Here is a 24927-nt window from a genome sequence, read left to right on the forward strand (position 1 = left end):
TTAAATGGTTGAAGATAAATTTAAAAATAGCAGAGTTGGTTCTAGCCTGATGAGCTTGGACGAACTAGATAGCTTCACATCTGAGAAAGAATTCACCCGCTGCGGTCTCTGCGAAAACAACTGTGCACTAACAGTCACCATTTTTCCTGATGGTTCAAAATTCGTTACAGGAAACCGCTGCGAACGCGGTGCTGAAAAAGTCACCAAAATCAAATTTGACCGTAGCAATGCCAAAGAAAATCTCGTTGATTACAAATACAAGAAACTCTTCAAATTCAAAACCTTATCAAAACGTGACGCAGTTCATGGTACAATTGGTATTCCACGTGTGCTGAACATGTATGAAAACTATCCACTTTGGCATACTATCCTGACTGACCTTGGCTTTCGTGTACAGATTTCACCCAAATCAGACAAAACTTTATTCGAAAAAGGAATTGAGACCATCCCATCTGATACAGTCTGCTACCCTGCTAAGCTGGTTCACGGTCACATCCAAGCCTTGATTGACAAGCAAGTAGATGCCATCTTTTATCCTAGTGTTATCTACGAACGCATCGAAAATAGCAAGGCCCCTAACCACTATAATTGCCCTATTGTTCAAGGCTATCCAGAAGTTATTGAAAAGAATATGGATCCTATCCGTGACGGTGAAGTGACTTTCTACCATCCTTTCGTCAACCTGGCTGACCCTGAAACCTTGGTGCATTCTTTATCAAAAGCTTTTGCCACCTACAAGGACATCACCATCGAACAAATTCGTACAGCTGTTAATAATGGTTATAAGGCTCTTGATGACTTCAAAAAAGACCTTCAAGATAAAGCAGACGAATTGCTAACCAGTCTTGCCATGAAAAACGAAAAAGCCATTGTCCTATCTGGGCGCCCTTATCACCTCGACCCTGAAATCAATCATGGAATTGCCAACATCATCACCCAAGAGGGCTTTCATGTGCTTACCGAAGACATGGTCTCAGGCTTAGAGGAAGTCAATGGCTTGCGTGTTGTCAATCAATGGGTCTATCATTCGCGTCTTTATGCAGCAGCTAGAGTTGTTGCAAAAAATCCTAATCTGGAATTGGTTCAACTTAACAGTTTCGGCTGCGGATTGGATGCCGTTACCACTGATCAAGTTGAAGAAATCATGCGTGGTCACAACAAACTCTATACTGTCTTAAAAATTGATGAAGGCAGCAATATGGGGGCCATCCGCATTCGCCTACGTTCGCTCAAGGCTGCCGTGGAAGAACGAGATGCCAAGTTGAAAAAAGGCAACCTAGACCACATCTTCAATCAAGCTCCGCAATTTTCAAAAGAACTAGAGGAGGAAGAACACAAGCAAGAGCCAGCCTTCACTAAGGAAATGAAGAAGACCCACACGCTGCTTATGCCAATGCTCTCGCCTATTCACCAAAACGGTCTTATCGAAGAAGCCTTCAAGCAAGCCGGTTACAATGTCGTAATTCTGCCAGCAATGGATCGTCAAGCCGTTGATGTCGGCCTCAAATTTGTCCACAACGATGCCTGCTATCCTGCTATCATCTCTATCGGACAAATCCTTGAAGCCCTTCAATCTGGCAAGTACGACCTTGACAATACCAGTGTCATGATGACGCAAACTGGTGGTGGCTGTCGTGCTACCAACTATATCCCACTCCTTCGCAAAGGGCTTAAAGATGCTGGCTTCCCACAAATCCCCGTTGTTTCCATCTCTATGGGTAACCAAGGGACTGAGGAAACCCCAGGTTGGAACCTCACCCTTCCCTTTGTTAAGCGCCTACTCATCAGCGTCCTCTATGGTGACCTCTTTGAGCGTGTCCTTTACCGTGTCCGCCCTTACGAGGCTGTCCCTGGCTCTGCCAATGCCCTTTATGATAAATGGCTGAGCACCGCCAAACACAACATCAAGACAGGCTCATACTTTGAGTTCAACCGCAACATGAAACGTATTATTAAAGAATTTGACACTCTTGAAACTATCGACTTTGACAGCAAACCGCGGGTTGGTGTCGTCGGTGAAATCCTCGTCAAATACGCCCCAACGGCTAACAATGATATCGTTGGGATTATCGAACGCGAAGGAGGCGAAGCTGTTGTCCCTGACCTAATTGGATTTATGAATTACTCACTCTTTAACCAAATCTGGAAAGCTGACGAACTTAACATGAGTCAAAAAGCTCGCCGCTTTGCCAAACTAGGTATTGATGTCATCAAGCTCCTTGAAAAACCAATGAACAAGGCTTTAGAAAAATCTGAACGCTTTGAAGGTATTGAGTCTATCTATGACATCGCAGAAGGTGCTTCTAAGATTATCTCAATTGGTAACCACACTGGTGAAGGTTGGTTCCTGACCGGTGAAATGATTGAACTGCTCAATAACGATGTCAAGAACATCGTCTGCCTACAACCATTTGGTTGCCTGCCTAACCATATCGTCGGAAAAGGGATGGTCAAAGAATTGCGCCGTCAATACAAGGGTGCAAACATCGCTCCAATCGATTACGATCCAGGATCATCAGAAGTCAACCAACTCAATCGTATTCGTCTCATGATGACTACTGCTAAGAAAATGAACAAAACTCAAGCATAAAAGCTAACTTCGAGGCTGGAACAAAAGTCCAATCCTAAATATATAGTCAACTAGTTTATCTTTTAATACTTCCTTAACTCGCCTTGCCGTACTCCAGTACAGCCTGCAGCTCGTTGCCTTGTACTAAAAGCAAACTAAAAGACTATAAAAAGCGAACAAAATTAGTTTTCTGACACTCAGAATTCTATCTTGTTCGCTTTTTATAGCTAATTTATCAATTTGAAGAATGGGCGATAAAGAATTTCAAACATCAAAATCTTTTTGTTCCAGTCTCGATTTTTATCTTCATTTCCAATTTTCTAATGCCTCCCACTGTTGAAGTCAATATGAGTATGATTTTTTGAAAGGTGACACTTCTTTTTCACGCTTAGTTTACAAATCCACCAATCCGTATTATAATAATAAACGTGCATAAATCAGAAGTTCGCTTCTGGACTGGTTCGAAAACTTCCCAGAATAAAAAACTAAGTGACTGCAAAAAACATAAAAGGTCTCGTGTAAGGCCGTTTTTGAGGAGCTTTGTTTTTTAACAAGGCTCTTTTAATTTGAAAGGAAAGGAGACTACAATGACCAAGAAAAAAATTATCATTGACTGCGATCCAGGCATTGATGACACTTTGGCTCTGCTCTATGCTTTGCAGCACCCAGAGCTTGAGGTGGTGGCTGTGACCGTTGTGGCTGGCAATAGCCCTATTGAACTTGGTGTCAAAAATGCCTTTGTCAGTTTGGAATTGCTGAACCGCTTGGACATACCTGTTTATAAGGGAGCAGCTACACCACTAGTTCGTAACTATGTGTCTGCACAGGACACCCATGGCATGGATGGTCTAGGAGAAAATGATTTCCAGCTTAAGACTAGTTATCGGGTTCAGGAGCAATCAGCTGACGCTTTCTTAGCGGACTATTTCGCTAGTGAGCAAGATACGGCCATCATTGCTCTTGGACCACTAACAAATATCGCTAAGGCCATTGAGCGTAACCCAAACTTGGGTCAGCACTGCAGCCGCTTCGTCAGTATGGGCGGTAGCTTCAAATCCCATGGTAACTGTTCACCTGTTGCGGAATACAACTATTGGTGTGATCCCCATGCTGCCCAGCAAGTTTTCCAAATGCTCGGTCGTCAGGTGGAAATGGTAGGACTTGATGTCACGCGCAGCATTGTCCTAACCCCTAATCACCTAGAGTACATGAGCCGCCTCAATTCTAGAATGGTTGACTTCATTGCCAAAATTACCCGCTTTTACTTTGATTTTCACTGGGAGTACGAGCATATCATTGGTTGTGTCATCAATGATCCTTTAGCAATTGCCCATTTTATCAATGACGATATTTGCACTGGTTTTGATAGCTACACTGATGTCGTAACGGATGGTCTTGCCATAGGCCAAACCGTGGTTGATCAGTATCACTTCCACCACAAACCTAGTAATAGCACCATTTTAACCTCAGTCAATACCCACTTATTCTGGACGGATTTTCTAACTGTCATTCTTAATGCACAAAAAGAGGTCATCGCACATGACCTAAATAATTTACAGTTAGGATAAAAAACATGAAAAAATCACACGCCCACCTGATTGCCTTTATGGCTATTGCCATTGCCATCAATTATGTTGGAGCCAATATCGCGCTTTTCCTGCGCCTGCCCCTCTACCTTGATACCATCGGCACGCTACTCGTTGCAGTTGTCTTCGGCCCTTGGCTTGGAGCTGCTGCTGCTATCATCAGCGCTTTGCTGAGCTGGATGACGACGGATATCTTCTCCCTCTATTTTTCTCCAGTTGCCATCCTTGTGGCTGTCATTGCTGGTTTTTTGGTTAAGAAAAATAGCAAAGCTACGAGCTTGATTTGGAAAAGCTTACTCGTTTCCCTACCAGGAACCATTGTGTCATCAGCCATCACTGTTATTCTTTTTCATGGAATCACATCAAGCGGGTCGAGCCTACTTGCCCAATTTCTGCACAGCATGGGGGTTGACATGACAACTAGCCTTATTTTGGTACAGGCAAGTACCGACTACATTGACCGACTACTTAGCCTCATCATCGTCATCGCAGTTGTCAAATCATTGAAAAAATATACCCCTAGTCTGCTTGATTAGTCAAAAAATCCTCTGGTTTCAATACCAAAGGATTTTTATTATTGTCTGTCTTACCAGACTGTTAAGGTTTGAGACGGTGCAACATACGTGGGAATGGGATGGCTTCTCGGATGTGTTTTGTACCAGCAACAAAGGTCACCATTCGCTCAATTCCGATACCAAAGCCGCCGTGTGGTACTGATCCGTATTTACGAAGGTCAAGGTAGAACTCGTACTCTGACTTGTCCATGCCAAGCTCATCCATCTTAGCAACAAGAGCATCATAATCATCCTCACGCATAGAACCACCAATGATTTCACCGTAACCTTCAGGGGCTAAAAGGTCCGCACAAAGCACGCGCTCTGGATTACCAGGAACTGGTTTCATGTAGAAAGCTTTGAAACTTGCTGGATAGTTAACCACAAAGGTTGGGACACCAAAGTAGTTTGAAATCCATGTTTCATGTGGTGAACCAAAGTCATCCCCATGCTCCAAATGTTCATAATCCGTATCTTCATCTGCCTCATGCTCTTGAAGAAGGCTAATGGCATCATCATAAGACACGCGCTTAAATGGTTCTGCAATGTAACGCTTCAATGCATCAACATCACGCCCAAGGGTTTCAAGTGCCTGCGGGGCACGGTCGATAACCCCTTGCATCAAAGCTTTAACATATGCTTCTTGCAAGTCAAGTGACTCCTCATGTGAGAGGAAGGAATACTCGGCATCCATCATCCAGAACTCTGTCAAGTGACGGCGAGTTTTAGATTTTTCCGCACGGAAAACAGGACCAAAGTCAAAGACACGACCAAGGGCCATAGCACCAGCTTCTAGGTAAAGCTGACCTGATTGACTGAGGTAGGCTGGGCTTCCGAAATAATCTGTTTCAAAAAGCTCTGTTGAATCTTCAGCTGCATTTCCAGAAAGAATCGGGCTATCGAACTTGATAAAGCCATTTTTCTCGAAAAATTCATAAGTCGCATAGATAATCGCATTACGAACTTGCTGAATGGCAACCTGCTTACGTGAACGCAACCAGAGATGACGATTGTCCATCAAGAAGTCAGTACCGTGTTCTTTTGGTGTGATAGGGTAATCAACAGACTCGCCAATCACATCAAGATCAGTCACATCAAGTTCATAACCAAATTTGGAACGTTCGTCTTCTTTGACGATGCCAGTCACATAAACAGACGTTTCTTGGCTCAAACGTTTGATGGTATCAAACTTAGCAGCTCCTTCTTCTTCACCAAATTTTTCAAGGAAATTTGGTTTAAAAGCAACTGCTTGGAAAAAAGCAGAGCCATCTCGAAGTTGAAGAAAGGCAATCTTCCCCTTCCCAGATTTGTTGGCAACCCAAGCACCAATAGTCACTTCTTCTCCTACATGCTTAGGCACATCAATAATCGTTACTAATTTTCTAGACATTAACTTTTTCTCTTTTCTAATTGTATTCCTCTTTGTGACAAACAGCCTCGATATTATTACCGTCTGGATCAATGATAAAGGCTGCGTCATAACCCTCATGATAATGGTTACGTTCCTAAGGAGCGCCATTATCTTTGCCACCAGCAGCTAAACCTATATGGTAAAAGGATTCAACTTATTACGCCTCTTTGCATTAAAAGCAAAGTGACTGGGATTTGCTTGACCACTCTACAACCAAAAATCTCCAACAGAATCACTCCTCTAGACTCACCAAAGCTAACAGCATATTCATTGTCGAAACTTAATTTATAACTAAGTGGCTCCAAAGTTTTTCGATAGAAGGCTGTTGAGACTGTAGATTTTTAACACAAATACTAAAGTGGTCAATCATAAAACACCCTAGTTCTTTTCCATGAACTCTTTAATACGGCGAACAGCTTCTTTAAGGGTATCAAGGTCAGTCGCATAGCTCAAACGAACATTCTCAGGGGCACCAAACCCTGCACCTGTTACCAAGGCAACTTCTGCTTCTTCTAAAATAGCATTCGTAAACGCTGTCACGTCTGTATAACCTTTCATCTCCATAGCTTTTTTGACATTTGGGAAAAGGTAAAAGGCACCTTGTGGCTTAATCACCTTAAAGCCAGGAATCTCAGCTAATAGAGGATAAATAGTATTTAGGCGTTCTTCAAAAGCTTGACGCATGGTTTCAATGGACGATTGATCACCAGTTAAAGCTTCAATGGCAGCATACTGTGAAACAGCCGTAAGATTTGAGGTTGTTTGGCTGATAACTTTAGCCATGCCAGAGATAATTTCTGAATCACCAACTGCAAAACCAACACGCCAACCGGTCATAGCATAGGTCTTGGACACCCCATTAACAACAATAGTCTGTTTCCGAATGGCCTCAGACAAGCTTGAAATCGCTGTAAATTCATTGCCATTATAAACGAGACGCCCGTAAATATCATCAGCCAAAATAAGGATGTCATGTTCTACAGCCCAGTCACCGATGGCCTGTAGTTCTTCTCTGCTGTATATCATACCTGTCGGATTAGATGGTGAATTGAGCAAAAGGACTTTAGATTTATCAGTTCGTGCATTTTCTAATTGTTCAACTGTTGCCTTAAAATGATTGGCTTCCTTTGTTTGGACTGTTACAGGTACGCCATCAACCATCTTCACTTGATCAACATAAGAAACCCAGCAAGGAGTTGGAATAATGACTTCATCACCTGGATTTAAGACTGTGGCAAACAAGGCATACAAGATATATTTTGCCCCTGTTCCTACAACTATTTGATTTCGTGGAACAGTGTAACCATAAAAGTTTTCCATGTAGGTTCCGATAGCATCTTTTAATTCTGGTAGACCTGAAGCTACAGTATAAAAACTTGCCTGTCCATTTTGAATTGACTTAATCGCAGCATCTTGGATGTTTTTTGGTGTTACAAAATCTGGCTCCCCCAGAGTTAAAGATAAAATATCACGCCCTTGCGCTTTCAATGCTTTCGCACGCGCACTGGCTGCCAAGGTCACACTTTCTTCCATTTCCAAAACACGGTTTGATAGTTTCGTCATATACCCTCCCTTTTAACGAGTTCACCTGTTTCAAAATCAATAAGATAATAGCCATTTTCTGCCTTAACTTCCCAAATCGGCTTTCCATCACGAAGACCAAAAACCACTCGTGAGATTGTCTTAGCACCTTCTTGCTTAGCGGATGCTTTGGCTTGTTTCTGGGTAATGCCAGATGACAAATCAAAAATATAAATTTTCTGATTTTTCTTGGAAATGACAACAACTTTGCTCTTTCCTTTGCTATCACTACCATAGACACTATAATAAGCACTGCTACCATTGTAAACATCGACAGAGCTTACCTTAGTCAACTTAGCATAATTTTGAGCTACGCTGACAGCCTCTCTCTCCGCATCTTTGCGAGGTTTTATGGCTGAATAAAACATGACAACTGTTGCAATCAGAAGAGCGATAAAGACAAAGCTAAAGCCCAGTAAATATTGCTTCACTGGTGTTAATTTTTTCATTGAACACTCCTCTAAACATTATCTATACTATTATACCAAAAAATTTGCTATTTCAAGCATGCAGTTCTGACTTTTTTGATTAGACAAGTAAAATTCTTCATTTAAAGCCTTGTGAATGATTTGTCCATACGTCTTGGTAAAAATACGTTTATCTAAAATCAATACTGCTGACTTCTGACCTTTTCTACGCATGGTTCGACCGACAGCCTGCTTGATTCTGAGAATAGCTAATGGTAGAGAGTAGTCGTAGAAAGGGCTTTTGCATTGGGCAAGTAAGCGATCACTCATTTTTTTCATAAACATATCCCCTGGATTATCAAAGGGCAAGCGAACAATCACTTCTATTATTTTGTCTGCATGTACAAAATCTACACCTTCCCAAAATGAGCCTGTACCAAGCAATATAGAAGTTTCTCCACGGTCAAATCGTCGTTTAACATTATAAGCAGAGCCGTTTTTTTCCTGAGTTAAATGGCGTATTTCTTTACCATCTAATATCTCTGATACTTGTAACATCATTTTTTTTGCATTAAAAAGTACCAAAATAGGCTGGCCAATCTCTCTCATAGTAAGCAGGCGATTGACGATTTCTCTGGCATATTCTTCTTCTGCCACTTCATCTATGCTTGGCATGGTATCGTCAATCCAGATTTTTTGATTTGGATTTTTTTCTTTAGGAATGCTAAGAAACTCATAATTCTCAAAACCTAGTAACTCCGCCACGTTTACTCGTGGGCTGATTTGGAGTGTTGCTGAAATCAGATAAGTTTTGCGCGTCTCTGGAAGAAAGTCTTTGAAATTTAGAAAAGCCTGACTGGCAGCATTCAGATAGACGGTACGTTTTTCATTTTCAAATCGGCTTTCTAGCCAAAAGTCGCTAAAATAATCTTGAAAACAATCTTGTAATTCGGCTAACTCTGGTAGAGTAAGTTCAGACAACGCTTGTTTAATTGATGCTATCTGCTTATCTGACAATTGAAACCTCTGATTACGGTGAAAGGATAGGATAGCTTGCGACAAGTCAAAACTTAAACTTTCTAATAATCTCTGTTCTAGCAAAGAGTTCGTTTCCACTAATTGTTTTTCCAATTTTGACAAAATTTGCGTCAGATTGACCTGTTTGCGTGAGAAATTTTCTAAATTCAGAAATAATCTCTGTGCCTCATCAAAGACAAGAATTTTCCCTTGAGAAAATGCTTTATCATCTTGAACACGTTCCAAAAAATAAGCGTGATTAGTCAGCAAGAGGCGACTATGTCGCGCCTTTTCATAAGAACGTTGCCAAAAATCAACATCATAAAAAAGTGATTTTTTACTCAATTTCCCATCATGTTTAATCCGATCAAAATAGGCTTCAAAGCGCTGTTTTTGCTTGATTTCATCCAGGTCACCCGTATCTGTTTCCGTCAGCCAGACTAGAATCTGCATTTTATATCGGTTGACCAGATGATTATCTCCTTCTGATGCCAAATTATCATAAAAAGAATCTAATTTAATATAATTTCGAGGACCTTTGAGACTGTGGCAAGAAATTTGAAAAACCTCTCTGATTTTCTTCATTTCATTTGATGAAATTTGATCTTGAAGAACCTTGGTAGGCACAGAAACAATGACTTGCTCATTGTGAGATTGTTTCAAGAGAGGCAAAAGATAGCCGTAGGTTTTTCCGAGACCTGCTTGAGCTTCCAGAAAAGTTGGTAGAGATTTTTCAAAAGACTTCTCAACCATCTCTGCAAAAACAATCTGTTTTTCTCTAGCATCCAGTCCCAGCAGTCCCATATTGACTTCAAAATGGTTTGATAATTGCCGTTCAAAAGCCTGTTCTTCCTCTTGTTTCAATACTAAACCACCGACTAGATGATGGGTTTGATTTGACAATAATTGAGCCTCTTCAAAGCCCTCTTCAATTACTAGACGTGTCTCAAATAAAAGATTGTCAGCTAAAGACAAAATTTTTTCTAAGGTTTCTTTAGGCAGGCTTGCTATTTTTTTCTTTAATTTTAAAAATAGCTGAGCGGTTGCCATGGCATCTGCAATAGCTGTATGAGCATCAGAAAGCTCCAAATCAAGCAGTTTAGACAAATCTGTTAGAGAGTACTTTTCAAAAGTCGGATAAAAAACCTGAGCCAATTCCACCGTATCCACACGAGGCGTTCGTAACTCAAAGCCTTCAAGAAAAAGTTGCTCTGCCAACAAATTTGCATCAAATTTGACATTGTGTGCCACAAAGGTGCAGTCTGCAATCAGCTCATAAATGTCTTTGGCTACTTGAGAAAACTCTGGAGCTTTACCTAGCTGGGCATCTGTTATTCCTGTGAGATGAATAATATGCTCAGACAATTTCTGATGTGGGTTGATATCTGTCTGATAAGTATGGACAATCTGATTATCTTGAATGATAACTATTCCGATTTGAATAATACTTGCCGAAGCATGGGCACCCGTCGCCTCCAAATCAACAATAGCATATTTTCGTGGTGTGTTTTCCATCATAACATCTAAATTATATCACATTCCCAGTCGTTTTCTTAATGTATTTGCTAACGAGGGCAGCCATTTTTCAAAAATGAACTGAAAATTCTAAAAAATCATTTGCATTGTGATATAATAAAGGTAACTACCCTTTAGGAGCGCTTATGAGAAAAACAAAACTCAATAACTACTATCTTGAGATGAAGGAACATTACCTGACAGTTCCTTATTACAATGAAGAACGCCGTATTCGTGTGCTACTTCCAAAAGATTATGATAAAGAAGAGTGGGCTAGCTATCCTGTGCTTTACATGCACGACGGTCAAAATATTTTCTACAGTAAAGAGTCTTTTTCTGGCTATTCTTGGAAAATTATTCCTACCCTAAAAAACCATAAAGAATTTCCAAAAATTATCGTTGTTGGCATTGATAACGCTGAGGATAATCGTCTCAATGAATATGCTCCGTGGATGACTGATGTGGGGTCAACTCCTGAAACAGCAAGTGTTGGTGGCGATGGTATGGCTTATGGTGACTGGGTTGTTCATACGGTTAAACCTTTTATCGATGAAACCTATCGAACCAAACCAGATCGCAAGAATACTATTCTTGCAGGTTCATCTATGGGAGGGATTATCACCGCTTATATGGGAGCGGCCTACCCTGACATTTTTGGAAATCTAGGTGTCTTTTCGTTAGCATCTTGGTTTAGTGAGCGTGATTTTTTGCGCTTTTGCGACAGTCACCCTCTTAACAATGACAGTAAAGTCTTTATCCAAGTCGGCACCAAGGAAGGTGATGAAGTGGATGAACAATTTGCTCCTAACATGAATCAAGCCTACATTGATTGTACCTTACACTATTACCAATCATTGCTCAAAACTGGACTTCCTATGAATAGTATTAAATTGCTCATCATGGCCAATGAAATCCATCATGAAAAATATTGGGCAAACCATTTTGTTGAATTTCTGCAGTTTGTACTAGATGAAAATCAAAAATAGCCTAGTTTAAGTCATCGAATAATCTGAAAATAAGGAATTAATAAAAAGAAAACTATCAAAGTAAGACAAAAAGTCCTCGCTAATTTTTATTCTTAGTGAGGACTTTTTTAGTTATGCTTTTTGAAAATCAAAATGTTATTGTTGGCTTCGCCTTGCTAATATCAGCACTGGTTGCAGTTATTGTGCTTTGATTTTCTTTGAGTTTTAACTTTCTTCTACAGATGTTGATTTGATTCATCTTAGACTTTTCCAATAGCAGTCCTATTTCAACCCATCCTTTGTATAGTGTCCATCAAGTGAGAATTCAAATCCGACCGCTGATGGGAATTGAACATTGCTATTTGGTTTGTTAAAAAGAATCTTAACATTTGAATCTGCGTATGTCTTTGGCAAATCAATGTAGAAGTTGCCTTGGCTATCTTTGGTCATAGCTTTACCTGGCCACGCACCAAGTGGCATCTGGATTGGATTGCCATAATAAGCATAGACATTCGCTGCATCCCAACCTCCTGGGTTATCAAATGTAATTCGTGTCACTCCTTCCTCTGGTAAAACTGCTTGGTGTTTCCCATCAATGTCATAGATGTGACCTAATTCTATATCGTAGCCTGCTTTGTTTTGGGCTGGATATTGAACCTTAGTGTCTGGATTGTTGAAAATGATTTCTCCGCCAGACAAGTCTTTTGATAACTCAATATAATATCCATACTCATCTTTGGACATTTCTTTGCCTGGCCATGTGCCTACAACTGGCTTACCTTGGCTGTCATAGACATAGGCATAGACTTTATTCCAATTTTGGGAATTGTTAAAGTAAACTCGGCTGGCAATGGCTTCGTCTGCTTCTTTTTCTTTAGTTCCTACTTCAACAACTTTTGGAGTTGCTTCGGTTACTGTTTTTTCAGAAATTTTTTCACGTGCAGTTTCAACACCATCTGTGTATTCAACTTTGTAAGTAACTTCTTTAACACCCTCTTTTCCTTCAGAGATTGTCTTAGTTTCACCCTTGGTCAACTCTGGGTTTTCCTTCGTTTGTGTTTCAAATGGAATATTTTCTTTTACGACTTCTTCCTTATACTCTACTTCAGAAGCTGTTCCAGTTAGACCAGCTTTAGAGTAAATGCCATTAACCTTCAAATCAAAGCCAACATTTTGTGGGTACTGAGCACCTTGATTATTTGTGAAGAGAACCTTAACACCATCTGATTCATATGATTTAGGAACAGAAATGCTATAACGTCCTGAATTATCTTTGGTCATTTGTGTTCCTGGCCATGCACCTAGAAGCTTGGTATCTTTGGAGCTATACATATAAGCATAGACAGTTGACCAATTATCTGGATTGTCAAAAGTAATTGTAGTCTGTTCTTCAGGCTGTTCCGCTTTTTTCTTAGTTATTGTATAAACTTTCTTAACAAGTTGTCCATCTTCCCCTTTAGCAGTCAGCGTGAGTGTAGTAGTGGAACCATTTGCAAGATCCTTGCCAAGCGTAACGGTTTCTCCGTTAGCAAATGCTGCTACCTGTCCACCATCAATCTGATATGATGACTCCATAGCATTTGACACTTGTAAGGTTAAAGCAATACTATCTTCGACTTCAATATTACCTTCCGAATAATCTTTAATTCCGAGAATTACTGGCTTAACGCTCTTATCTTTTACTGACAATTGGCAAGTTGCTGAATAAGAGCCATCCACTGTCGTTACAGTAATCTCAGTACTACCTGCCTTGAGTGCTTCAACAAGTCCATTATCAGACACTTTAGCAATATCTGGGTTACTTGATTTCCATGTGACTTTTTTATTGCTAGCATCACTTGGAGTAATCTCTGCGATTAATTGCTCTGACTTCCCAACTTCAAGTTCTGCCTTATTTTTATTCAGTGAGATACTCTTCACTGGTTTAACATCTGTTTTTTCATAGTCAGACCAAGTAGATGTTTCAAAATCATAGATTTGTCCGTTACTACCAATCGCTAAATCTTTAGTTTGCTCAAAACCATTATTAAAGATAATCTTGTCATAATTTGTATTTGGCAATAGTTCAATACTATAGACATTATTTCCCAGAGGAGTCATTACTTCACCCGGCCAACTAGCATTTTTATCGGTCGGATTACTTGTTGAATCCCAAGCATAAGCATTAACAATTTTCCAAGAAGCCGGACTCTTGAAATAAAGTGTTGTGGCAGCTGTATTCTTCTCAACAGTGACATTACAGCTGGCGCTATAATTACCGTACTTGCTCGTTACAATTATTGTAGTTGTCCCTGGTTTAAGCCCTGTAACCTTTCCTGTATCATCTACTTTTGCAATTGTTGGGTCTTTGCTTTCCCATTTGACTTCTGGATAACTGGTATCTTTCGGTTGGATAGTAGCCGTAAGTTTTTCTGATTGTTTTGTAAACAATACCAGAGAGTCTTTATCTAGACTAATACCTGTTGGCTTGATAATATCAGGATTTGTTTGGACGGTGACTTTGACTGTTTTAGAAATACCATTAGTAGTAGTGGCTGTAACCGTTGTTGTTCCTACTGCAACTCCTGTGATTTCTCCACCATTTACAGTTGCAATTTCAGGATTTTTAGAAGACCATTTTACAATTGGAGAAGCATCCGCTGGTGTCACTTTAGCTGTCACTTTTGTTGAAGTAGCTTCTTTAACAGTGACTTCTGATTGACTTAATTCCAAGTTTTTTGGTTCTACTACAGAAACTGTACCATTTCCAATTTCTGATGCTGAACCACCATCTGTCAAATATTGACCATTTGGAATAACGCGTCCTGGAGCAGGAGTTTTACTAGTACTAAGAACATAGACTCTCATGTTACCTTTACCAGAAACATTTGCGGTTAATGTTCCATTAGAAACAGTCTTTGTGTCTCCAGTAATAGCATCAACATAAGTACCATTTGGAATTCCTGAGAAAGTAGAACTTCCTGAAATAGTCACTAAAGCAAAACTATCTGTTGAAGCATCTGTGTATCGGCGTTTGAAAGCCATGCTTCCTGAGCATCCTTCGGTAGAATATTGTCCTTTTCTAAGAGCTGGAATAGCTTGACGAAGGCGGTTCAAGCGCATAATATGTTGAGAAAGTGGAGATTTTAAGGTCTCTGCAACCTTACCACTAAGATTACCAAATTCAGTGAAATCAGTTGTATCTACATTTCCTTCAAGGTAGTCACCATAATAAGCACGGCCTGTTGCACTCAATGGAGCGTTAGGTCCTACGTCAATAGGTTTTCCTGCTTGAAATTCTACTTCACTACCATAGTAAAGACATGGAATTCCGCGGAATGTGAACATAAGCGAGAGATTTTCTGCCCAAGCATCTGTACCACCGTTGTAGCGCATCGTTTGCGAATTGTCTGGACCATAATCGTGTGAGTCAACGTACACAACATTCCAAGTAGAATCATTGAAATAACGATCTTCTGATTTCGCGGTATTGAAAGCTTGATTGGTATTATCAAATGACCAGTGCATTTGAAAATCAATTGCTCCCAAATCAGATTTTTGTGAATAATCAGTTGCATGGTAGTCATTACCATTCAAAAAGGCATTGGTTGATGTTGGCTGGTTAGCAGTGCTTATATGATCAGTGTAGTGTTTTTCAACTAACTTTTCATTTGTGGCTGAGTTAGTACTGCTCCACTGTGCTTTATAAGTAGCATCTGTATCCCATGTATAGAATGGGGTTGAAATAGGCGGAGCATCACGATACCAGACATCATGACCTTTTGTACAGATTTCGCCAAACATGTAGAAATCATTGTTCCCATTTGACTCTGCTGCTTTCTGCAATTGAGGTAAAAAGGTAGAATTTAATGTTAATCGAGAGATATGTTTGACAGTGTCAACACGGAAACCATCTACTCCCATGTTGATATACTTCTTATAAGCATCAATGAGGTAATTATAAACCAAAGGATTTTCAGTGTCTAAATCAAAACAGTCATCAGCGATTGTCTTTCTTTGTGCCTCATAATTATCCCAATCACCTCCACCACAGAAACCGTTATGGTGATAAATATTGAGAGGATCTCCAGTTCCATTCATGACAACCTTATTACGAGTAGGGTAATCATTGCTAGAGATTTGTTTTTGTAAACTTTCACCTCCAAGTTTGTTCAAACCTTCTTCACCAAAGTTAGAGGTATGATTGAAAACGACATCCTGAATAATTTTCATCCCTTTAGCGTGAACAGCATCAATTAAGGTCTGGTAATCAATCCCATTTGACTCATAACGGTAGTCCACAGCATTAAAATTGGATGCATGATAACCATGGTAGTCGTATCCTGAGTTGTTTTGAACTACTGGTGTAATCCAAATCGCAGTAAAACCAAGAGCTTTGATATAGTCTAATTTTTCAATTAATCCTGCAAAATCACCACGCCAGGAAGGGTCGCTCTCCGGATTGTTAGCTTTCTTATCTTCTGAGGTGCGGGCGTTATTTGATGAATCACCATCGTAAAATCGCGTTGTGATCAAAAAATAAATAGTCTCATCACGAAAATCTGTTCTAGAATTTGCATAAATAACTCCCCTGTCTTTTGCCGACAGCAAACCAGATGACGTATCATTTGCAAAAACAAATTGTGTCAATACGGGAGAGATACTAGACAATAGCGTTGCTAAAATAAGTGTCAAAGCTATGAGCAACCTTAAAGTTAAGGTTCTTACTTTGGATAATCCTTGCTGCATCTTAATTCATTTCTCCATATCATTATTTAAAAAAAGATGGGAGTGGGAAAGAACTCAATAAGTCTAAAAAAGAGTTCGTCAACAATTTCTCGTTTCAAGTTGTTGAGCTGAAACAGTCTTTTCCCAGACTGTTTCACTCCCACCCCAGCACAGCTCCAAAGGTTCCCCGAACCTTTGGAAGTTGGAAATGAAGCGAACTCTGTTCGCATCAGTCGTAAAGGTCAGACTTGGTGTGTGAAACACGAACAAATCTGACCTTTACGACTGCGATAAGATGGTGACACGAACTTTGAGAAATGAGGCTGAACTTTTTGCCCAGCCCCTTCCTCTTTAGTGTGTGTTATTTCAACCCATCCTTTGTATAGTGTCCATCAAGTGAGAATTCAAATCCGACCGCTGATGGGAATTGAACATTGCTATTGGGTTTGTTAAAAAGAATCTTAACATCTGAATCTGCGTATGTCTTTGGCAAATCAATGTAGAAGTTGCCTTGGCTATCTTTGGTCATAGCTTTACCTGGCCACGCACCAAGTGGCATCTGGATTGGATTGCCATAATAAGCATAGACATTCGCCGCATCCCAACCTCCTGGGTTGTCAAATGTAATTCGTGTCACTCCTTCCTCTGGTAAAACTGCTTGGTGTTTCCCATCAATGTCATAGATGTGACCTAATTCTATATCGTAGCCTGCTTTGTTTTGGGCTGGATATTGAACCTTAGTGTCTGGATTGTTGAAAATGATTTTCCCGCCAGACAAGTCTTTTGATAACTCAATATAATATCCATACTCATCTTTGGTCATTTCTTTACCTGGCCATGTGCCTACAACTGGCTTACCTTGGCTGTCATAGACATAGGCATAGACTTTATTCCAATTTTGGGAATTGTTAAAGTAAACTCGGCTAGCAATGGCTTCGTCTGCTTCTTTTTCTTTAGTTCCTACTTCAACAACTTTTGGAGTTGCTTCGGTTACTGTTTTTTCAGAAATTTTTTCACGGGCAGTTTCAACACCATCTGTGTATTCAACTTTGTAAGTGACTTCTTTAACACCCTCTTTTCCTTCAGAGATTGTCTTAGTTTCACCCTTGGTCAGCTCTGGGTTTTCCTTCGTTTGTGTTTCAAATGGAATATTTTCTTTTACGACTTCTTCCTTATACTCTACTTCAGAAGCTGTTCCAGTTAGACCAGCTTTAGAGTAAATGCCATTAACTTTCAAATCAAAGCCAACATTTTGTGGGTACTGAGCCCCTTGATTATTTGTGAAGAGAACTTTAACACCATCTGATTCATATGATTTAGGAACAGAAATGCTATAACGTCCTGAATTATCTTTGGTCATTTGTGTTCCTGGCCATGCACCTAGGAGTTTGGTGTCTTTGGAGCTATACATATAAGCATAGACAGTTGACCAATTATCTGGATTGTCAAAAGTAATTGTTGTTTGAGCGTTAGGATCTTCTTTTGTAAATGTGTATTTCTTACTACTTACTTTTCCGCTTGCATCTGTCATGGTCAAAGTGATTGTAACACTTTCTCCAATTTTCAAATCTTGACCAACAGTTAATTTCGTGCCATCTTTGAAATCAATTTCAGAACCATCGTTAATCTTATAAGTTGCAGACTTCACATTAGAGCTTTTTAGTGTAACTTCTTTTGGTTCAGAGATACGATTGACACCTTCTTTATACCCACTAATGGAAACTGAACTTGTTGTATAAGGAGTATCCTCACCTTGATATAAAACCACAACTGAGCGAGACGGAATGTTACCAGTGATACGGTTATTAGATACCGTAAATGTTTTTCCTGAAATCTTGTCAGTGTAAGTACCATTAGCAAGCTTTGTCTCTGAATTTAGATTTTTATCATTATTAACAAGATTAACTAAGACAGCTCCTTTTGCTCCTCTTTCAATCATAACCATTTGTTCATCGCCATTTGGATTGCGAATATATTCAGATTCACCAACCATAGCATTGTGGAATTTATTAACTGCTGCAACGGAAGTGTCTTTATACAAGTTACTTCCTGCATCACCAATCTTGCTTTGACCTGGGAAGCGATTACCATTTCCTCCACCAACTGGACGTGAGAAGAAGAGCGGTGTTCCTTTTGCACGAGCTGTAATCATTGCCCAACCCAGTTTAATATCTTCATCGTTCATCCAAGTAGATTCTTTATCATCATTAGCATAGTTATCATGCGATTCAACCCATAAAATCAATTTAGAAGGATCAACAGAGGCTTGATAGTTTACTAAGTTACCTGAATTCATTCGACGATCACGCAGAGCATTTCGGATTTGTTGCCCGTAATTAGAAGCTGTGATACTCATTAAATTGGCATAACCAGCATCATTTGAAATGCCATCTTGTAAAACTTCACCATATTGAAACTCTGATCCGTTGTTTAAGATAACATTCCAGAAATTACTACCGTATTCCCCTGGAAGTTCAATATGTTTTGCTGCATCGTAACGGAAACCGTCTGCACCGTCAGCAACTGCTTTTTTCAAGAATTGCAATAGGTATTGTTGAACATCTGAACTTTGTGTATTCCAATCATACAGTCCCAATAAAGCTTTCTGAGTGACTTCGTATCGATCATTCCCATTTTTTAATTTTACATTGCCGTGGGTCCAATTAGGAATTGATTTGATATAACTATCAACTTGATTGTAGTCTGAGGTGGTATGATTCAATACAGCATCGACAATAATCTTAATACCATACTCTTCAGCCACCTTGTTCATTTCAATAAACTCAGCCTCAGTACCCAGCTGATAATTACCAATGGTATAAAGTGTTGGCTGGTAATGATAATACCAATTTGACAAGCTCTTATTACCACCTTCTCCCGCTACTACAGCGTTAATAGGTGATGTTTGGACACTTGTGTAACCAGCATCCTTGATGGCTTTCATATTATCTCTTATGGTGTTAAAAGACCAGCACCACGCATGAAGAATTGTCCCATCTTTCATGGAGACCTGAGACTGCGAAGTAACTGCATTTGACTCACTAAAAACTGTACTATCCTGAACAAAAATACCTGTTCCGAACAAGGAAATAACTACTGCCGATTTTAGTAATAATTTCTTAAATGACTTTTTCTTGCCTTTCTTAAGCATGAAGAATCTCCTTAATAAAAATCTTTTTACAATGCAACCGTTTTCTTGATTATGTAAAATAAAACACCAAATAATTTTGGCTATATCTTCCTTTCATTTATCACATTTAAACTTATACCCCTCATCCTCCTTCTCCAAAAATATTTTTGCAATCGGTTGCATTCTGTTATATTATAGCACAGATATCCTAAAATATAACATAAAAAATAAAATTTTATATAATTGAAAATAAATATTCATCATATAGTAATCTTAAAAAGGTATTCAGACCCAATAAAAAAGCTCCAAAAATGGAGCCCAAATGTCTCAAACAGTCCAATTGACTGTTTAGAGTAAGAAATATCGTAAATAGACTTTACATCATTTGTTATTTACTAATCGGAATCCAGAGTTCCATTTCGTAGTCAGGGCTATACATATCTCCTTCTGCATAGACTTCAAAATCCGGAGCTCCGGAATGACGATAACCCGTTTCAGGAAAGAAAACTTCCAAGACATACTTCCAAGCCCGATGAATGGAGCCTGGGATTGGACCTTTAACTGGGATAATGGCATATTCTGCTGCCTCAATTTCCATGATAGTCAGACCCAATGCTTTGGCTTTTCTCTGATCGGTCACATCATAGCCAGCCATATAGTTGATAATTTCCCCTTCTTTGACATCTGTGCAGACACCATAAGACTGACCATTTCCAAGCGCTTCAAGACTTTCAAAAGACTGATTTTTATAAAGCTGATCCCAAGCGGAGGGACAGAGACTATTATCAATAGCTTCTAGCAAGACACCAGCTACAGCAAAGGCTGGTTTTTGTTCAATTTTGATATCCATATTTTTTCCTCCTGTGATTTTCAAAGATAGTTGCAGGGGCGGGAACACTTTATAGGCACTTCCGCCCCTAACCTGAGAAGGTGTCACCCCATGAAATTTTTTGAAGGCCGCACTAAAGGCATCAGCCGAATCATAGCCGTATTTGAAAGCAATCTCGATTATCTTAGCAGAGGTTTGGGTCAAATCATGAACAGCTTGCGAAAGCCTGCGATTTCTTAGGTATTCTGCCAAGGTCATATCTGCCAAAATGGAGAAAAGCCTGCTGAACATAGCATAAGGATAGCCCGACAGTTGATGGACTTTCTTGGGATCAATTTCCGAATCCAAGATAGTCTCCAAATATTTCATGGTTTGGTTAAAGTGATGCATCATTTTCAAATACCAGTACCGACGTGAAAGTGAAAGTAATTTTAGGAACACGACGCGAAATCCTGATTTCAACGGCGAGTTATCTAAATTCCTTTCTTTCCTTTCGGGATCAATTCCTTTCTTCACCTCTCATAGACAGTATAACAGAAATCAGATGGACTTGCCCCAGATTTTTTGAACAAAGATTATGGGATTCTTACTAATTTTATCACTGCAAAAAACACCGTCCCATCAAAGGATGTGGCGATGTTCTGTATGTATTATTTGACAGCTGCTTTTAAAGCTTCTACCTTGTCTAATCTTTCCCAAGGTAGATCAATATCGGTCCGGCCCATATGCCCATAGGCCGCTGTTTGACGATAAATTGGACGTTTAAGGTCAAGCATCTTGATAATGCCTGCCGGACGTAGATCAAAAATGTGACGAACTGCTGCCTCAATCGTGCTTTCAGCGATAACATTTGTTCCAAAAGTATCCACACGGACTGAAACAGGATGAGCCACGCCGATGGCATAGGCTAACTGCACCTCCGCCTTGCTGGCTAGACCTGCTGCTACGATATTTTTAGCAATATAGCGAGCTGCATAGGAGGCTGAACGGTCAACCTTGGTCGCATCCTTACCAGAAAAAGCACCGCCACCGTGGCGAGCGTAACCACCATAAGTGTCCACAATAATCTTACGTCCTGTTAAACCAGAGTCTCCTTGAGGACCGCCAATCACGAAACGCCCCGTTGGATTGATAAAGAATTTGGTCTTATCATCCAAGTATGTTGCTGGAATAACCGCCTTAATCACCTTATCGATGACATCGTCATGGATTTGGTCATTACTAACGTCTGGATCGTGTTGGGTAGAAATAACAACCGTATCCACACGAACAGGTCTATCATTTTCATCGTATTCAACCGTTACCTGCGACTTGGCATCTGGTCTCAGATAAGCAATCTCACCCGATTTGCGAAGATCTGCCAATTTTTTGACCAATTTATGAGACAATGAAATTGGTAGTGGCATGAGTTCTGGTGTTTCATCAACCGCAAAGCCAAACATGAGTCCTTGGTCACCCGCACCAATTAAATCAAGCGGATCCTGATCACTAGCACCACGGACCTCCAACGCTTCATTAACTCCTTGAGCAATGTCTGGAGACTGCTCAACAAGTGAAGGATGCACACCAACTGCCTCAGCTGAAAAGCCATAATCAGCATTAGTATAACCAATCTCAGCAATTGTATCACGAACCACACGATTAATATCAACATAGGCAGTTGTGGAAATTTCACCAAAGACATGAACTGTCCCAGTATAGACTGCTGTCTCAGCAGCAACGTGTGCGTCTGGATCTTGACTTAAAACCGCATCTAAAATCGCATCGGAAATTTGGTCTGCAATCTTATCTGGGTGCCCCTCAGATACAGATTCAGACGTGAAAAGTTTACGTTCTGACATAAAAATGTCCCCCCATTTTCATTAAAGATTATTTTTAGCACACCACTGCACTAAAAAGTTGGAAAGTGATTTCCATGAAATACCCTAACAACTAAGCTAATATCTTATACTTGAAGAAAATCAGACGAAATACCGACTTAAACAACCGTGAACCAAGGTTAAACTTGGTCTATCGTTTAGATTTTCAAAGAGTATTAAAGTTCTATTAGTCCAATTGAACAGGTTTTCCAGTGAGTTACAAAGTACCAACCTAACCACTATCTTCCGTTCAGAAGATGAAACAGCGAATATCTTCTCAGCCAAGGTAGCAAAACCACAGGTAAAACTGAAGTATCCCAAGGTTAGCTAACAAAAGCTACCAAGATAGTAAGAAGCCAGATTGTCTTATCGGGACTTAATAACTCAATCATTATACCACGTTTTCCACCAGCTTGGTGATATTTTTTTATAATCGCACTAACAAAATTTCCTTATCACCTTTTTTAAAAGAAATTATCTACTTTTATGCTATACTAATCTTATGAAAACCTATGAAAAACTCTATGATTACCTCAGCCAACAGGACGATTTTTGCAGTGGCGAAAAATTAGCACAACAATTTCAAGTATCCAGAACTGCTATTTGGAAGGCCATCCAGACCCTTGAAAGCAAGGGAATCAACATTGAATCCATTAAAAATCGTGGCTACAAAATTTTGTCCGGTGATTTATTGCTTCCAGAGGAGATTGGTCGCAAACTTGGCATCACTGTCAGTCTCAATGAAAAAAGTGAATCAACTCAAATTGATGCCAAATTGGGTATCCAAAAAGCTTATCCAGCCCCCCACCTCTATCTAGCCACCGATCAGAAAAAAGCTAAAGGGCGGTTTGGGAGAGATTTTTATACTTCTAATCAAGGAGGTATTTATATGTCTCTCCATCTAAGTCCAAACTGCCCTTTTGACCAAGTTCCACCTTATACACTCATGGTTGCCTCCAGTATCGTTAAGGCCGTTTCACGCCTGACTGGTATCGAGACAGATATCAAATGGGTCAATGATATTTACCTTGATGGCAAAAAGGTTGCTGGTATCTTAACTGAAGCCATCTCCTCTGTCGAAACAGGTTTGGTGACAGATATCATCATCGGTGTCGGTATCAATGTTAATATCACATCCTTCCCTGAAGAATTGCAGAGCAAGGCAACTAGTCTTTTCAAAGAACAACCTAGTATTAGTCGCAATCAACTTATTACTGAAATCTGGCAGTTGTTTTTTACTATCCCAGAACATGACTTAGTCAAAGTTTACAAAGAAAAATCACTTGTCCTAGATAAGCAAGTGACCTTTATTGAAAATGAGCAGATAAAATCAGCTTTCGTGGAAGATATCACCAATAAGGGACATCTAATTGTTAGTCTCCCAGATGGTAGCAAGCAGACACTAAAAAGTGGTGAAATTAGTCTTTCTTCTTGGTAGCAGCTAAAAGTGATTTGGTAAACTTTGTTACACGGTAAACACGTTGCAAGTCACGCACCAAAAAGATTCCCCACAAGATAGCTAATAAATAATCACCATTAAAGACAGCTTCATTAAAAAAATAAGTTTCGAAGGCACAGACAACGACCATCACTAAAAATTGTAAAATACTCATAGTGTCATTATACAAAAAAGTAAAATTCTCAGCAAATCAAAAGATACTCAGAAACTTAATCATTAACATACAATCTGTTGATAGTCTGTCAAAACCAAGATAATAGAGCATCAAACACTTGGAAACATGCTAGCTAGCCCTAGCCGTTCCAAGTGTTTTTTATTAGTCAAAAGAAATGAAAAACCACTCAGACACGTCAAAAATCAAACTCAGACATCGTTGACGTGATTTGATGAAGTTCAGTTCTATCTGCATCGCCTAGTCTGATTTTTGATTTTCATTGAGTATCAATCAAAATATTGGCTTGCTATTTTAGGACAGGCGTTCCTCCTTAACATAGTTAATAGGAAGCCACTCCAGTAAAGATTCCAACTGCTGATTCCAATAGTACCATTCATGTTTACCATGATCATTACAATAAGTAACGTCCAAACCTAAAGCCTTTAATTCCTTGATGGCAAATTCGTTGGCCTGATAAAGAAAATCTTCATAGCCACACCAAGCGTAAAATTTTGTTTTCTTATCTGAAGATTCCGCAAGGGTGGATAAGGCGTGCTGACACGCAACATTTTTAGATAAGTCACCAAAAACACCTTGCCAATAAGCAACACTTTCACCAACGACTGCCGCTGGATCTTGCCCATCCATCCCCATGGCTAATGCTCCCGAAAAAGAAGCGGCATGAGAAAACTGGTCTGTGCTTAAAGCGATTTTATAAGCCCCATAACCTCCCATTGAAAGTCCAGCAATGAAAGTCTTTTCACGCTTATTGGTCATATTGGGAAAGAAACGCTTGAGAACCCTCGGTAGTTCTATTGCGATGGCATCATAATAAGGTAGTCCTGATGCGGTATTAGTGTACCACCCCAAATCTGTAGATGGCATGACCACGATTAGATTAGTGTGCCGCAGCAGGCGTTCAATATTGGTGCGTTTTTGCCAAGAATTTTCATTACCTCCCATTCCATGCAACAAATACAAGACTGGAATATCATTATCATCTACTTCAGCCGCAGTTAGTTCAGAAGCATCAGGATAGATAACATTCACCTGTCTTTCCATGCCTAAAACTTTAGAATTGTACTCAATTTTAAAAAAAGCCATTTTAACCTCCAATTTACGAGAAAAGACTAGTTTCCCAGTCTTTTTCTATTCTGTCAATATTTTACTCACTGTCACACCTA

General features: G+C 39.7%; 15 protein-coding genes, 1 pseudogene and 1 riboswitch. Of the genes and pseudogenes, 5 read left to right on the forward strand and 11 right to left on the reverse strand.

What is annotated here, in order from left to right; all coding sequences use genetic code 11:
• Positions 1 to 4: 4 nt before the first annotated feature.
• The 3 genes from ABZ559_RS08070 (at position 5) to ABZ559_RS08080 (ending at position 4691) form a co-directional block, all read left to right on the forward strand.
• Positions 5 to 2590 (forward strand): acyl-CoA dehydratase activase-related protein, encoded by a 2586-nt coding sequence (locus tag ABZ559_RS08070; protein ID WP_367005897.1) that lies wholly within the window; start codon positions 5 to 7, stop codon positions 2588 to 2590.
• Between the two features lie 429 nt (positions 2591 to 3019).
• Positions 3020 to 3064, forward strand: a riboswitch (PreQ1 riboswitch).
• A gap of 92 nt (positions 3065 to 3156) precedes the next feature.
• On the forward strand, positions 3157 to 4137 hold the full coding sequence (locus ABZ559_RS08075) for a nucleoside hydrolase (protein ID WP_273414394.1): 981 nt from the start codon (positions 3157 to 3159) through the stop codon (positions 4135 to 4137).
• Positions 4138 to 4142: 5 nt separating this feature from the next.
• Positions 4143 to 4691: an ECF transporter S component gene (locus tag ABZ559_RS08080; protein ID WP_367005899.1), complete on the forward strand. Its 549-nt coding sequence runs from the start codon at positions 4143 to 4145 to the stop codon at positions 4689 to 4691.
• Between the two features lie 61 nt (positions 4692 to 4752).
• On the opposite strand, the gene asnS is transcribed toward ABZ559_RS08080, so the two are convergent.
• The 5 genes and pseudogenes from asnS to ABZ559_RS08105 all read right to left on the reverse strand — a co-directional run bounded on the left by asnS (position 4753) and on the right by ABZ559_RS08105 (position 10643).
• Positions 4753 to 6099 (reverse strand): asparagine--tRNA ligase, encoded by a 1347-nt coding sequence (gene asnS / locus ABZ559_RS08085; protein WP_367005901.1) that lies wholly within the window; start codon positions 6097 to 6099, stop codon positions 4753 to 4755.
• Positions 6100 to 6115: 16 nt separating this feature from the next.
• Positions 6116 to 6490 (reverse strand): annotated as a pseudogene (locus ABZ559_RS08090) (VOC family protein).
• Between the two features lie 8 nt (positions 6491 to 6498).
• Entirely contained in the window at positions 6499 to 7683 is a 1185-nt protein-coding gene (locus ABZ559_RS08095; RefSeq protein ID WP_367005903.1) for a pyridoxal phosphate-dependent aminotransferase, read from the reverse strand.
• Positions 7680 to 8150: a DUF5590 domain-containing protein gene (locus tag ABZ559_RS08100; protein ID WP_367005905.1), complete on the reverse strand. Its 471-nt coding sequence runs from the start codon at positions 8148 to 8150 to the stop codon at positions 7680 to 7682. Before ABZ559_RS08100 ends, ABZ559_RS08095 begins: the two co-directional genes overlap by 4 nt.
• Positions 8151 to 8180: 30 nt before the next feature.
• Positions 8181 to 10643, reverse strand: a complete 2463-nt coding sequence (locus ABZ559_RS08105; RefSeq protein WP_367005907.1) for a bifunctional DnaQ family exonuclease/ATP-dependent helicase — start codon at positions 10641 to 10643, stop codon at positions 8181 to 8183.
• Positions 10644 to 10786: 143 nt separating this feature from the next.
• Here ABZ559_RS08105 and ABZ559_RS08110 point away from each other — a divergent pair, with 143 nt between their 5' ends.
• Positions 10787 to 11626 (forward strand): alpha/beta hydrolase-fold protein, encoded by an 840-nt coding sequence (locus ABZ559_RS08110; RefSeq protein ID WP_321056276.1) that lies wholly within the window; start codon positions 10787 to 10789, stop codon positions 11624 to 11626.
• Between the two features lie 261 nt (positions 11627 to 11887).
• Here the strand turns inward: ABZ559_RS08110 and ABZ559_RS08115 are convergent, their stop codons facing one another.
• The 4 genes from ABZ559_RS08115 to metK all read right to left on the reverse strand — a co-directional run bounded on the left by ABZ559_RS08115 (position 11888) and on the right by metK (position 22112).
• Positions 11888 to 16333: a starch-binding protein gene (locus ABZ559_RS08115; RefSeq protein WP_367005908.1), complete on the reverse strand. Its 4446-nt coding sequence runs from the start codon at positions 16331 to 16333 to the stop codon at positions 11888 to 11890.
• Between the two features lie 340 nt (positions 16334 to 16673).
• Complete coding sequence (locus ABZ559_RS08120) at positions 16674 to 19463, reverse strand: starch-binding protein (RefSeq protein ID WP_367005910.1); 2790 nt, start codon at positions 19461 to 19463, stop codon at positions 16674 to 16676.
• A gap of 367 nt (positions 19464 to 19830) precedes the next feature.
• The gene (locus ABZ559_RS08125; protein ID WP_367005912.1) at positions 19831 to 20664 is read right to left on the reverse strand and encodes an AraC family transcriptional regulator; all 834 of its coding nucleotides are present in this window, start codon (positions 20662 to 20664) and stop codon (positions 19831 to 19833) included.
• A gap of 257 nt (positions 20665 to 20921) precedes the next feature.
• On the reverse strand, positions 20922 to 22112 hold the full coding sequence (gene metK / locus ABZ559_RS08130) for a methionine adenosyltransferase (RefSeq protein WP_367005913.1): 1191 nt from the start codon (positions 22110 to 22112) through the stop codon (positions 20922 to 20924).
• Between the two features lie 520 nt (positions 22113 to 22632).
• Here metK and birA point away from each other — a divergent pair.
• Positions 22633 to 23568 carry a bifunctional biotin--[acetyl-CoA-carboxylase] ligase/biotin operon repressor BirA gene (gene birA, locus ABZ559_RS08135; protein WP_367005914.1) on the forward strand — a complete coding sequence of 312 codons (936 nt, stop codon included), beginning with the start codon at positions 22633 to 22635 and terminating at the stop codon, positions 23566 to 23568.
• On the opposite strand, the gene ABZ559_RS08140 is transcribed toward birA, so the two are convergent.
• Entirely contained in the window at positions 23549 to 23743 is a 195-nt protein-coding gene (locus tag ABZ559_RS08140; protein ID WP_367005916.1) for a DUF3272 family protein, read from the reverse strand. The genes birA and ABZ559_RS08140 overlap by 20 nt on opposite strands.
• A gap of 312 nt (positions 23744 to 24055) precedes the next feature.
• Entirely contained in the window at positions 24056 to 24847 is a 792-nt protein-coding gene (locus ABZ559_RS08145) for an alpha/beta hydrolase family protein (protein WP_277291002.1), read from the reverse strand.
• Positions 24848 to 24927 lie beyond the last annotated feature (80 nt).

The organism is Streptococcus sp. ZY19097, from assembly GCF_040731245.1.
GTDB classification, from domain to species: Bacteria; Bacillota; Bacilli; order Lactobacillales; family Streptococcaceae; genus Streptococcus; species Streptococcus orisratti.

Excerpts from the sequence above, each read along its gene's own strand:
- ABZ559_RS08070 (WP_367005897.1), top strand. The coding sequence starts at position 5 with ATGGTTGAAGATAAATTTAAAAATAGCAGAGTTGGTTCTAGCCTGATG.
- ABZ559_RS08075 (WP_273414394.1), top strand. The coding sequence starts at position 3,157 with ATGACCAAGAAAAAAATTATCATTGACTGCGATCCAGGCATTGATGAC.
- ABZ559_RS08080 (WP_367005899.1), top strand. The coding sequence starts at position 4,143 with ATGAAAAAATCACACGCCCACCTGATTGCCTTTATGGCTATTGCCATT.
- asnS (WP_367005901.1), bottom strand. The coding sequence starts at position 6,099 with ATGTCTAGAAAATTAGTAACGATTATTGATGTGCCTAAGCATGTAGGA.
- ABZ559_RS08095 (WP_367005903.1), bottom strand. The coding sequence starts at position 7,683 with ATGACGAAACTATCAAACCGTGTTTTGGAAATGGAAGAAAGTGTGACC.
- ABZ559_RS08100 (WP_367005905.1), bottom strand. The coding sequence starts at position 8,150 with ATGAAAAAATTAACACCAGTGAAGCAATATTTACTGGGCTTTAGCTTT.
- ABZ559_RS08105 (WP_367005907.1), bottom strand. The coding sequence starts at position 10,643 with ATGATGGAAAACACACCACGAAAATATGCTATTGTTGATTTGGAGGCG.
- ABZ559_RS08110 (WP_321056276.1), top strand. The coding sequence starts at position 10,787 with ATGAGAAAAACAAAACTCAATAACTACTATCTTGAGATGAAGGAACAT.
- ABZ559_RS08115 (WP_367005908.1), bottom strand. The coding sequence starts at position 16,333 with ATGCAGCAAGGATTATCCAAAGTAAGAACCTTAACTTTAAGGTTGCTC.
- ABZ559_RS08120 (WP_367005910.1), bottom strand. The coding sequence starts at position 19,463 with ATGCTTAAGAAAGGCAAGAAAAAGTCATTTAAGAAATTATTACTAAAA.
- ABZ559_RS08125 (WP_367005912.1), bottom strand. The coding sequence starts at position 20,664 with ATGATGCATCACTTTAACCAAACCATGAAATATTTGGAGACTATCTTG.
- metK (WP_367005913.1), bottom strand. The coding sequence starts at position 22,112 with ATGTCAGAACGTAAACTTTTCACGTCTGAATCTGTATCTGAGGGGCAC.
- birA (WP_367005914.1), top strand. The coding sequence starts at position 22,633 with ATGAAAACCTATGAAAAACTCTATGATTACCTCAGCCAACAGGACGAT.
- ABZ559_RS08140 (WP_367005916.1), bottom strand. The coding sequence starts at position 23,743 with ATGAGTATTTTACAATTTTTAGTGATGGTCGTTGTCTGTGCCTTCGAA.
- ABZ559_RS08145 (WP_277291002.1), bottom strand. The coding sequence starts at position 24,847 with ATGGCTTTTTTTAAAATTGAGTACAATTCTAAAGTTTTAGGCATGGAA.